General features: G+C 61.9%; 12 protein-coding genes. 8 read left to right on the top strand and 4 right to left on the bottom strand.

Annotation, left to right across the window (positions count from 1 at the left end; translation table 11 throughout):
• Positions 1-263: 263 nt before the first annotated feature.
• Entirely contained in the window at positions 264-1361 is a 1098-nt protein-coding gene (locus ACXRVY_RS08675) for a polyamine ABC transporter substrate-binding protein (RefSeq protein WP_223457625.1), read from the top strand.
• A gap of 259 nt (positions 1362-1620) precedes the next feature.
• On the opposite strand, the gene thpR is transcribed toward ACXRVY_RS08675, so the two are convergent.
• The gene (gene thpR, locus ACXRVY_RS08670) at positions 1621-2163 is read right to left on the bottom strand and encodes an RNA 2',3'-cyclic phosphodiesterase (RefSeq protein ID WP_458237252.1); all 543 of its coding nucleotides are present in this window, start codon (positions 2161-2163) and stop codon (positions 1621-1623) included.
• A 122-nt stretch (positions 2164-2285) separates the two neighbouring features.
• Between thpR and ACXRVY_RS08665 the strand changes: the two genes are divergently transcribed.
• Positions 2286-2480: a hypothetical protein gene (locus ACXRVY_RS08665; RefSeq protein WP_056727280.1), complete on the top strand. Its 195-nt coding sequence runs from the start codon at positions 2286-2288 to the stop codon at positions 2478-2480.
• A 14-nt stretch (positions 2481-2494) separates the two neighbouring features.
• On the opposite strand, the gene ACXRVY_RS08660 is transcribed toward ACXRVY_RS08665, so the two are convergent.
• Complete coding sequence (locus tag ACXRVY_RS08660) at positions 2495-2848, bottom strand: DUF1428 domain-containing protein (RefSeq protein WP_108216019.1); 354 nt, start codon at positions 2846-2848, stop codon at positions 2495-2497.
• A 17-nt stretch (positions 2849-2865) separates the two neighbouring features.
• Positions 2866-3930 (bottom strand): hypothetical protein, encoded by a 1065-nt coding sequence (locus ACXRVY_RS08655; RefSeq protein WP_223457621.1) that lies wholly within the window; start codon positions 3928-3930, stop codon positions 2866-2868.
• Positions 3931-4250: 320 nt separating this feature from the next.
• Here ACXRVY_RS08655 and ACXRVY_RS08650 point away from each other — a divergent pair, with 320 nt between their 5' ends.
• Positions 4251-4511 carry a hypothetical protein gene (locus tag ACXRVY_RS08650; protein WP_223457620.1) on the top strand — a complete coding sequence of 87 codons (261 nt, stop codon included), beginning with the start codon at positions 4251-4253 and terminating at the stop codon, positions 4509-4511.
• A gap of 23 nt (positions 4512-4534) precedes the next feature.
• On the opposite strand, the gene ACXRVY_RS08645 is transcribed toward ACXRVY_RS08650, so the two are convergent.
• Positions 4535-4771, bottom strand: a complete 237-nt coding sequence (locus tag ACXRVY_RS08645) for a hypothetical protein (protein WP_090456183.1) — start codon at positions 4769-4771, stop codon at positions 4535-4537.
• 179 nt (positions 4772-4950) lie between these two features.
• Between ACXRVY_RS08645 and ACXRVY_RS08640 the strand changes: the two genes are divergently transcribed.
• The 5 genes from ACXRVY_RS08640 to ACXRVY_RS08620 all read left to right on the top strand — a co-directional run bounded on the left by ACXRVY_RS08640 (position 4951) and on the right by ACXRVY_RS08620 (position 11236).
• On the top strand, positions 4951-6714 hold the full coding sequence (locus ACXRVY_RS08640) for an L-lactate permease (RefSeq protein ID WP_223457663.1): 1764 nt from the start codon (positions 4951-4953) through the stop codon (positions 6712-6714).
• Positions 6715-7030: 316 nt separating this feature from the next.
• Positions 7031-8530 carry a glycolate oxidase subunit GlcD gene (glcD, locus tag ACXRVY_RS08635; RefSeq protein ID WP_223457618.1) on the top strand — a complete coding sequence of 500 codons (1500 nt, stop codon included), beginning with the start codon at positions 7031-7033 and terminating at the stop codon, positions 8528-8530.
• Positions 8530-9594, top strand: coding sequence for a glycolate oxidase subunit GlcE (glcE, locus tag ACXRVY_RS08630; protein ID WP_458237251.1), 1065 nt, complete (start codon positions 8530-8532; stop codon positions 9592-9594). Before glcD ends, glcE begins: the two co-directional genes overlap by 1 nt.
• A gap of 3 nt (positions 9595-9597) precedes the next feature.
• Positions 9598-10815 carry a glycolate oxidase subunit GlcF gene (gene glcF / locus ACXRVY_RS08625; RefSeq protein ID WP_223457614.1) on the top strand — a complete coding sequence of 406 codons (1218 nt, stop codon included), beginning with the start codon at positions 9598-9600 and terminating at the stop codon, positions 10813-10815.
• A 19-nt stretch (positions 10816-10834) separates the two neighbouring features.
• Positions 10835-11236: a heme-binding protein gene (locus ACXRVY_RS08620; RefSeq protein ID WP_223457612.1), complete on the top strand. Its 402-nt coding sequence runs from the start codon at positions 10835-10837 to the stop codon at positions 11234-11236.
• The last annotated feature ends 81 nt before the right edge of the window (positions 11237-11317 follow it).

Here is an 11317-nt window from a genome sequence, read left to right as displayed (position 1 = left end):
ATCCAGGAAGCCATGGACCAGACCACCAGCGAATCCTGGCAACAACCTAAAAAGCAAATGGCAGAAGCGACTGCCTAGTGCCGCCCCTGTAGGAGCGAGCTCGCGATGGACGTTAACGATAACGCGTGTTGTCTGGATGAACGCGTCGCCCTCAGGTCCATCGTCGGATCGCCGCCCGGAGCAAGCTCGCTCCTACAAAGGAGCACTCTTGCCACAAATGTTTGCCGTGTGATTTGGAATAAATAAGAAATGGAGTTGTACCGATGAAAATGTTTGGCAGGACTCTGCTGACACTGTCCTTATTGGGCGCAATCGCCACTGGCGCCCAGGCCAATGACAAGGTTCTGCGCGTCTATAACTGGTCGGATTACATTGGCCCGGATACCGTCAAGAAGTTCGAGGACGAGACCGGCATCCAGGTGACCTACGATGTCTTCGACAGCAACGAAACCCTTGAGGCACGCCTGCTGGCAGGTAAATCCGGCTACGACATCGTGGTGCCGTCCAACAGCTTCCTGGCCAAGCAGATCAAGGCCGGTGTCTATCAGGAACTGGACAAATCGAAGCTGTCGAACTGGAAAAACCTCAATCCGGTGCTGCTGAAAAACGCCTCCGCGAGCGATCCCGAAAACGCCCACGCCATCCCGTACATGTGGGGCTCGATCGGCATCGGTTTCAACCCGCAGAAGGTCAAGGAAGTGCTCGGCGCCAATGCCCCGACCAATTCCTGGGACTTGCTGTTCAAACCGGAAAACGCCGAGAAGCTCAAGGCCTGCGGCATCAGTTTCCTCGATTCGCCCACTGAAATGCTCCCGACCGCCCTGCACTATCTGGGCTACCCGGTGAACGATCAGGACAAACAGCACATCGCCCAAGCCCAGGCGCTGTTCATGAAGATTCGCCCGAACGTGGCGTACTTCCATTCGTCGAAATACATCTCGGACCTGGCCAACGGCAACATCTGCGTGGCCGTGGGTTACTCAGGCGACGTGCTGCAGGCCAAGGCCCGCGCCCAGGAAGCCGGGGACAAGGTGAAGATCGACTACAGCATCCCGAAAGAAGGCGCCGCCAGTTTCTACGACATGCTCGCCATCCCCCGCGATGCCGCCAACGTCGAGAACGCTTACCTGTTCATGAACTTCCTGATGCGCCCCGACGTGATTGCCGACATCACCAACAATATCGGCTACAGCAACGCCAACGCGGCGGCCACGCCGTTGGTGGATGAAGCCATCCGTAACGATCCGGGCTCCTACCCGCCGGAAGCGGTAATGGCCACGCTCTATGCCGTGCCGGACCAGCCGATTGCCATCCAGCGGATCATGACCCGTGGCTGGACCAAGGTGAAACTCGGCCAGTAATTCACTCAATTGATCTACTGAGTCTGACATTGCCATCGCGAGCAAGCTCGCTCCCACAGGTACCGCATGTACCTTGAAGTTCGCGCTATCCCTGTGGGAGCGAGCTTGCTCGCGATGAGGCCAGAACCTCCAGCACACATTTCAGCTTTACCCATTTCCGTTCACGCAGCGTCTTACCACCGCTGCCTCTCCTGCAAGTAGAACGGTCTCACCTGGCTCTCTCGGTTCAGGTGAAGTTTGGCGCCCATGGGCGCCTTTTTTATTGGGGATCAATCAACGGCCATTCGGCCAGCGCCCGATAGCGTCCCTTGTGGGATTCGAACAGAGTGAATCGATCAGCCCGCAGGAAGAACTCAGGCGGTGTCGCGGACTCCGGCACCGACGCCCGATACTGCCGTGCCAGGGTCAGGTGCGGACGGTATTCCCTTGGTGCTTCCTCCAGACCGAACGGCAACATCGCCTGCTCCAGGGCATACACCAGGCGCAGCAATGCCGGGGGCGCCTGCTGCGGCGCTAGCACCAACGCCCCTGCCCTGCGCCACACGTCCAGCCGATCCAGCACCACCGTCAAGCGCTCGCCCGGTGTACGGATGGACGCCGCAGCGTTGCAGAGCTCGGCGATCTGCGCCACACCCACCGCCCCCAAAAACTTCAGCGTCAGGTGAAAGTTTTCCGCCGGCACCGGCCGTCCGTTGCGCAGTTGCRGCGCACTGCGCCACTGGGCAATATCCCGGCGCAGGGCGGGGGCGCAGTTCAGCGCAAAGAACAGGCGCTTGAACGGCTCGCGGGTTTCGTCGTTCATGCCGGACACCTCCTGGGAAGACTGCCAGAGTGTACTCAACACTCGCGTACCGGCCAGCGCATTTCTGGCGCCACGGGGCATGCGAGTTATAGTTTCAGCATCCCGAAATACCGGAGGGGACCATGCGACAGATCATCAGCAAGGAACCATGGTGGGCCAGACCGCCCGAGCCAGGCCAGGATGAACTCAAGCTGGAATGGGGCTGGCTGGTGCATTACAGCGAAGGCGAGCCGCGCTTCGAGTTCATCCGCGAGCGGCCGACGGACGACGAGATCCGCCAGCGCAAGAGTTGCAGGATCACCCCGACGCCGGAGTGATCCCGCGTGCAGCGTCAGGCCTGGAGGAGCACTTCGAACCCGCCGTAGACCATGCGCTGGCCATCGAAGGGCATTGGATTGACGTCCGGTTTCATGCGCGGGTCCTGCATCATCCTGCCCATTCCGGCATTGCGGGTGGCCTTGTCAGGCCAGATGATCCAGCCAAAGGCAACGGTTTCGCCTTCCTTGAGCTTCACCGACATTGGAAACGAGGTGACCTTGCCTTCCGGGACATCCTCGCCCCAGCATTCGACCACGCTCAAGGCACCGTTTTCCTTGAAGACCAAGGCGGCGACTTTGGCGTGCATGATGTATTGCTCACGGTTGGCGGTGGGTACGGCAGCGATGAATCCATCGACGTAAGACATGCGTTTTTCTCCTTGGGTCATGGGGTGTGCTGCAGGTTAGTCGGTTGCGCTGGCGTCCGATCGACAGTGCCGGCGCTCAAACCGACCGGCGGTTGTGCGCTGCCGCCCAGGCTGCCTTCGATCTGCGCCGCCATGTAAAGCGTGGCGGCCATGACGCCGCTGGTCGGGTCCTGCACCAGTTTGAGCCAGGCCTTGTCGAAGGTATTGCCCAGGCTACGGCGAATCAGCGCCTCGCTATCGGGCCGGTCAAAGGCCTGGATGAATGCGCGAATGCCAGCCACCCCTAGCGTGATCAAGCCACCGGCCAGTTTCCCGGTCGCTGCGGCCACGGCGCTGGCGGCCCCGCGCGGGGCCATCTCGGCTTCCATCCGCCGGCTGGCGCGCCTGGCCACCGGCGCCATCGCGGTGTCGGTCGAGCCCACCCCCTTGTTGCCACCGGCCCTATGGACTTTGTCGATCAGCGCGGCGAAGGCCGGCAAGGAGTTCAGCGGTTCGGTGTGCACGATCTGGTACAACGAGGCGTCCCTCGTCGGCGGAGGCCCGAGGGCGATGGCCGGGACTTTCTGGATGCGCCCGTTGAGCTGGGGCATCGGCACGCCGTTGCGGCTGGAGATTTTCTGCAGCTCTTCCTTGAGGATGTCGACATAGAACGCCGCTGCCAGGCCGAGAATCGCATCGGGATCGAGTTCCACGGCCGCCGGGGCCAGGACCTTCTCCTGATAGGCTTCGAGCAGGTACGCCGCCAGGCGTTTTTCCACGGCGTCCTGCTCACCCTTGGCGCTGATGGTGTACCAGCTGACCTTCATCGACAGCCATTCCTGGGTCCAGTAACTGCTGAACCACGGAATGAAATTCTGCTCGGTCAATTCATAGACCCGTGTGCGCCAGTAATCCATGGCGCCGCGGGCGTAGATTTTGGCCTGCTCGGTGGCCGTCTGCGAGGCGGTGACGATCTCCCGGTCCACTTGTTGCCAGGTGCTGGCAGGAACGATGACCGGTGCCACTTCCACCGGCGCACGCACAGGCGTGGCACACCCCGCCAACACCACCAGCACGGCAATGATCAGCGAACGCAGGTTCAAGATGGCGGCTTCCTGAAGTGGGTACCGGGCGAAATGCCCGACACGCGAAACTTTGGGCATAAGTATAGGTGGCGATGTCCCGGAGCCCGTGAAAAGGCCCGCATCAACAGAGAAAAAACCACCATCACTTGCATCGATATTCACCATCGCCGCGATTGCCTTCCGCTTGATGGCCGTCAGCGTAGGATCAATCCCAAGCCAACACGAAACCCCGAATCGGAGGGGGACATCATGCTGATCCATCTGCTGACCTGCCTGGCCCTGACGGCTTTCACTTTGGGCGTATTTTCCTGGTACGTCCTGAGCGAGGAGCAAACATCATGATTCACACCGTCACCCTCGCCGTGCGTTTTCCGGTGTTCGGCAACAATTTCTACGCGCAGAAATTCGAGTCTCGTAAAGAGTTGACTCTGCTGTTCGACGAGAAGTTCGAGGCGTTGCTGATCCCGGCAGCCGATCATCACTTCAGCAACGAAGTGGTCGGGCTCAATGATCAGTTCCGTTTTTTGAATGACGTGCTGGTCGAGCATCTGCTGGATGTCGAGCTGGCAAAAGGCTCGGCCCGTTCGTTCGGGTTCTGACAGCGACCGCCGGTCGCCCGGGCTCACAACGTTCGCTGGCTATTGCCAATCCCCTTGGCAATATCGATCCCCCAATCCATCGCCGCTTCCATGTCCAGCATGTGCGGCCGTGGATCATGGTTTTCATCGATGGCCGAGCCGTCCGGCCGATAGACACCGATGAACATGCCCAACGAACCGTCCTTCAATATCTCGGCCTTAACCTTGATGTTGCATCCGTTCGATAGCGTTTCCTTGTGCTCCATATGGCGCTCGGTCATGACTGCATTGCTCCCCTGACTGAATTCAAACCCTACTGGCCATGCTAGCTCAGCCCCCGGAACTGCGCCGATTGGCAGGACCGGAGGCCTGCACTGACAGCGGCGCAATGCCACCTATACTGAAGTCCACCTCCCCTCAGGGGATCTGCATGCCCAACAATAAAAAGCAGAGGTGGAACATGGTCTGGCAGCAAGTCTACGATCCGTTCGGTAACCCGGTGCTTTCAACATTCATGGCGGCTGTGCCGGTGGTGGTGATGCTGGCGTCCCTGGCGTTCTTTCATGTCAAGGCGCACCTGGCGGCATTGCTCGCCCTGGTTTCGGCCTTGCTGATCGCGATTTTCGCCTTCGGCATGCCGGCGAACATGGCGGGTACCGCAGCGCTGTTCGGTGCAGCCAACGGTCTGCTGCCGATTGGCTGGATTGTGTTGAACATCATCTTCCTGCACCGCCTGACCACCGAGAACGGCTCGTTCAAGGTGTTGCAAGACTCCCTGGCGCGCATCACCGATGACCGACGCCTGCAATTACTCCTGATCGCCTTCTGCTTCGGTGCGTTTTTCGAAGGCGCGGCCGGCTTCGGTACGCCGGTGGCGGTGACCGGGGCGATTCTGATCGGGCTGGGCTTTTCGCCGCTTGCCGCGTCGGGGCTGGCGCTGATCGCCAACACCGCCCCCGTGGCGTTCGGTGCCCTCGGCACGCCGATCATCACCCTGGCCAGGGTGACCGGGCTGGATGAAATGGAGCTGTCGATGATGGTCGGCCGGCAGTTGCCGTTCTTCTCGGTGCTGGTGCCGTTCTGGCTGATCTGGGCCTTTGCCGGCTGGCGCAAGATGCTGGAAGTCTGGCCGGCGATCCTGGTGGCCGGGGTCAGTTTTGCCGTGCCGCAGTTCCTGGTGTCCAACTATCACGGGCCGATGCTGGTGGATGTGATCGCCGCGCTGATTTCCATGGCCTGCCTGACTGGTTTCCTCAAGGTTTGGAAACCGGCCACGGTGCACACCTCGGCTGCGCTGTCCGGCCGGGTCGATAATTCGAAGATCGACGCCGAACACGACGAAAAGCCCGTACCGACTGCAACCTTCGCCAATGAGGCGAACCCGGCAGTGATGCGCGCGTGGATGCCATGGATCATCCTCACGATCTTCGTGTTCATCTGGGGTACGCAAGGCTTCAAAAACACCTTCGACACCCGTCCGGCGATTGACCCGCAAACCAGCTCAGCCAAGCTCGACCCTCAGGGCAAACCGCTGCGCGAGGCGAACCCGGTGTTCGCGCCGGTCCTGATCTTCACCACCCTGCACTTGCAAGTCGAGAAAGTCCCGCCCGTGGTGCCTGCGCCGAAAACCGAAGAGGCGGTGTACAAGTTCACCTGGTTCACCGCCACCGGCAGCGGCATTCTGCTGGCGGCGATCGTCGGCGGCTTGCTGATGGGTTACTCGATCCCGCAATTGATTCGCCAGTACCTGCGCACCCTGTGGGTGGTGCGCTACTCGCTGACCACTATTGCGGCGATGCTCGGTCTTGGCTTCCTCACCCGCTACTCGGGCCTGGATGCGACCATGGGCCTGGCCTTCGCCGCGACGGGCATCTTCTATCCGATGTTCGGTACCTTGCTCGGCTGGCTCGGCGTGGCGTTGACCGGTTCGGACACGGCTTCCAACGTGCTGTTCGGCGGCTTGCAACGAGTGACGTCCGAGCAGTTGGGCATGAGCCCGGTGTTGATGGCCGCCGCCAACAGCTCCGGCGGGGTCATGGGCAAGATGGTCGATGCCCAGTCGATCGTGGTTGCCTCCACCGCCACCCGCTGGTACGGCCATGAAGGGGAAATCCTGCGCTACGTGTTCTTCCACTCGGTCGTGCTGGCGATTCTGGTCGGTGGCCTGGTGACGTTGCAGGCCTATGTCGCGCCGTTCAGCCACATGGTGGTGGGCGGGCATTGAATCGAATACAAGCGTAATTCTGCGTAAACCTGATCCACGCCCGGGTTAACCACCCGGGCGTGGCGTACTGCACACCCAAATCCCTGTGGGAGCGAGCTTGCTCGCGATGGCGGAGTGTCATTCAACATAGATGTCGACTGTTCTGCCGCTATCGCGAGCAAGCTCGCTCCCACAWTAGTAGACGGTGGTTTATTGAATGAATCGTCCGTCGAGCAGACAACGATCCCATGGACAGCTGAGCTTTGCGGACCAATGATTAATACAGTGGACCGCGAAAACAGACCTCATGTAACAACAGAACGAGTGTCGAGCGCCGATGAACATTCTCTACGATGAACGCGTTGACGGTGCCTTGCCCGGCGTCGACAAACGGGCGCTGTTGCAGGCCCTGCAAACCCGCTTGCCGAATCTGGAAATCCTGCATCAGCAGGAGGAACTCAGGCCCTACGAATGCGACGGACTGTCGGCCTATCGCACCACGCCGATGCTGGTGGTGTTGCCCCGCTATATCGACGAAGTGCAAGGGGTGCTGCGCGTCTGCCATGAGCTGCACGTCCCCGTGGTGGCCCGTGGCGCGGGCACCGGTTTGTCCGGCGGGGCGCTGCCCCTGGAGAAAGGCGTGCTGCTGGTGATGGCGCGCTTCAACAACATCCTGGGCATCGACCCCGCCGCCCGTACCGCACGGGTTCAGCCCGGCGTGCGCAATCTGGCGATTTCCCAGGCGGCGGCACCCTTCGGCCTGTATTACGCGCCCGACCCTTCCTCGCAAATCGCCTGCTCCATCGGCGGCAACGTCGCGGAAAATGCCGGTGGCGTGCATTGCCTGAAGTACGGCCTGACCGTGCACAACGTGCTCAAGGTCGACATCCTTACCGTCGATGGCGAGCATTTGAGCCTGGGCTCCAATGCCCTCGACTCTCCCGGTTTCGACCTGCTGGCGCTGATCAACGGATCCGAAGGTTTGCTCGGGGTAATTACCGAGGTCACGGTCAAGCTGCTGCCCAAACCGCAGACCGCCAAAGTGCTGTTGGCAGCGTTCGATTCCGTGGAAAAAGCCGGGCGCGCGGTCGGCGACATCATCGCCGCCGGCATCATCCCCGGCGGCCTGGAAATGATGGACAACCTGGCCATCCGCGCCGCCGAGGATTTTATCCACGCCGGTTATCCGGTGGACGCCGAGGCCATTCTGCTGTGCGAACTCGATGGCGTCGAAGCCGATGTCTCTGATGACTGCGACCGGGTGCGCCAGGTACTGCAACAGGCCGGCGCGACTGAGTTGCGCCAGGCGAAGGACGAAGCCGAGCGCGTGCGTTTCTGGGCCGGACGCAAGAATGCCTTCCCGGCGGTGGGCCGCCTCTCGCCGGACTATTACTGCATGGACGGCACCATCCCCCGTCGTGAATTGCCCGGCGTGCTGCGCGCCATCGCCGAACTCTCGAACGAATACGGCCTGCGAGTGGCCAACGTGTTCCATGCCGGCGACGGCAACATGCATCCGCTGATTCTGTTCGACGCCAATCAACCCGGTGAACTCGATCAAGCCGAAGCCCTGGGCGGCAAGATTCTGGAGTTGTGCGTGAAAGTCGGCGGCAGTATCACCGGTGAACACGGCGTGGGGCGCGAGAAGATCAATCAGATGTGCGCGCAGTTCAACAGCGATGAGCTGACCCTGTTCCATGCCATCAAGGCCGCCTTCGACCCCGGCGGCATGCTCAACCCCGGCAAGAACATTCCGACCCTGCACCGCTGCGCGGAATTCGGTGCCATGCACGTGCATGGCGGTCAACTGCCCTTCCCTGAGCTGGAGCGTTTCTGATGCGCCGCCCTGAAGATTTCGATGACAGCCCGTCACTGCTGGCACAGGTCAATCAGGCGCTGGAAAACGCCACGCCGTTGCGCATCCAGGGCTCCAACAGCAAGGGCTTCCTCGGGCGCACCACGGCCGGGGAAATTCTCGACACCCGCGCGCACCGGGGCATCGTCAGTTACGACCCGACCGAGCTGGTGATCACCGTCCGCTGCGGCACGCCGTTGTCGGAACTGGCGCAAGTGCTGGACGCCGCGCAACAGATGCTGCCCTGCGAACCGCCGTCCTTTGGCGATGGCGCCACCGTCGGCGGTATGATCGCCTGCGGGCTGTCCGGGCCACGGCGCCCGTGGGTCGGTTCGGTGCGGGATTTCGTTCTCKGCACGCGGGTCATCACAGGGCAAGGCAAGCTGTTGCGCTTCGGTGGCGAGGTGATGAAAAACGTCGCCGGCTACGACCTGTCGCGTCTGATGGCCGGCAGTTATGGCAGCCTCGGGCTGATCGCCGAAGTTTCCCTCAAAGTGCTGCCAAGACCCCGGCAAGCCTTGAGCATCAGCCTGGAAATGGACGCCGAGCGGGCCTTGCTGCGCCTGGCGGAATGGGGCCAGCAGCCGCTGCCGATCAGCGCCGCCTGCCACGACGGTTCACGCCTGCACCTTCGGCTTGAGGGCGGTGAAGGTTCGGTGGCGGCGGCCCATGAGCGCCTCGGTGGTGAGCAGTTGGACGCTTCCTGGTGGGACGATCTCAACGAACAGCGCTTGAGTTTCTTCGATGAAGACCAGCCGCTTTGGCGCCTTTCACTGCCGCACAACACGCCTCGTCTGTCGCTGCCAGGTCGCCAGTTGATCGATTGGGGTGGCGCCCAGCGCTGGCTGAAATCCGATGCCGACGCGGCGTTCATCCGCCAGGTGGTCGACGAGGTCGGCGGCCATGCCACCTGCTTCAGCCACGGCCTGACCGACACCCCGTTCCATCCGCTGCCGCCAGCGCTGATGCGCTATCACCGCAACCTGAAACAACAACTTGATCCACGGGGCATCTTCAACCCCGGACGCCTGTACGCGGAGCTTTGAACCATGCAGACGACCTTGAGTGAAAGCGCCAGCCAACTGCCCCGCGCCGCAGAAGCCGAAAGCATCCTGCGCACCTGCGTGCACTGCGGGTTCTGCAATGCCACGTGCCCGACCTATCAATTGCTCGGCGATGAACTGGACGGACCACGAGGCCGCATCTACCTGATCAAGCAAGTGCTGGAAGGCAACGAGGTCACGCAAAAGACCCAGCAGCACCTGGATCGCTGCCTGTCGTGCCGCAACTGCGAAACCACCTGCCCGTCGGGCGTCGACTACCACAACCTGCTGGACATCGGTCGCGCGGTGGTCGATGCGGCGGTGCCGCGCCCCCTCGGTCAGCGTCTGTTGCGCGAGGGGTTGCGTCAGACCGTGCCCCATCCAGAGCTGTTCAAGAGCCTGGTCAATAGCGGTCAGGTGTTCCGCGCGTTACTGCCCGGCACCCTGCAAAGCAAGTTGCCGCGCAATGTCTACCCGGCCAAGCCGCGGCCCATGACCCTGCGTGAGCGTCAGGTGCTGATGCTCGAAGGTTGCGTGCAGCCCAGCCTGTCGCCCAACACCAATGCCGCGGCGGCGCGGGTACTGGACCGGTTGGGGATCAGCGTCATCGCGACCCGCGAAGCCGGTTGCTGCGGCGCCGTGGACTACCACCTTGGCGCCCAGGTCGCCGGCCTCGATCGCGCCCGGCGCAACATCGACGCGTGGTGGCCGGGCATCGAAAAAGGCGCCGAAGCGATTGTGCAGACGGCCAGCGGTTGCGGCGCCTTCATCAAGGATTACGGCCACCTGCTCGCCAGCGACCCGGCCTATGCCGACAAGGCAAAAAAGGTCAGCGAACTGGCCCGGGACCTGGTGGAAGTGTTGCGCGACGAGCCACTGGAAAAACTTGGCATTCACGCCTCGCAACGCCTGGCCTTCCATTGCCCCTGCACCTTGCAGCACGGACAGAAACTCGGCGGTGCCGTGGAGGCGCTGCTGACCGGCCTCGGTTTCAACCTGACGTCCGTCCCCGACGGGCATCTGTGCTGCGGCTCGGCGGGCACCTATTCGCTGACCCAGCCCGAACTGTCGCGACAACTGCGCGACAACAAGCTCAACGCCCTGGAAAGCGGCCATCCCGAGGTGATTGTCACAGCCAACATCGGCTGCCAGACGCACCTCGACGGCGCGGGCCGAACCCCGGTGCGCCACTGGATCGAACTGGTCGAAGCCGCCCTGCCTTAACCGAATCCTGGAGATACCCATGAACAGCAAAGCCGTCCTGAGCCAAGCCGAAGTCAGCCAGATCCTTGCCGCCGCCCGCGCCGAAGCACAGGCCAATCAATGGGCCGTGACCATAGTGGTGGTCGATGACGGCGGCCACCCGCTGGCCCTCGAACGCCTCGACGGCTGCGCGCCGGGCAGCGCGTACATCGCCACCGAAAAGGCCCGGACCTCAGCCCTCGGGCGGCGTGAAACGAAAAGCTATGAGGACATGGTCAACGCCGGGCGCTACGCTTTCCTGTCAGCACCGTTGCTGACTTCGCTTGAAGGTGGCGTACCGATTGTCTTCGATGGCCAGGTGATTGGCGCTGTCGGCGTGTCGGGGGTCAAGCCCGAACAGGATGCGCAAGTGGCCAAGGCCGGGGCGCAGAACCTGAAATGAACAGAATGCATACCAAACATCCACCATAGATCCCTGTGGGAGCGAGCTTGCTCGCGATGGCGGAGTGTCATTCAACATAGA

This window comes from Pseudomonas sp. P5_A2_2 (assembly GCF_054177685.1).
Note: the sequence above shows the minus strand (reverse complement) of the source record. Positions and strands in the feature narration are given on the sequence as shown.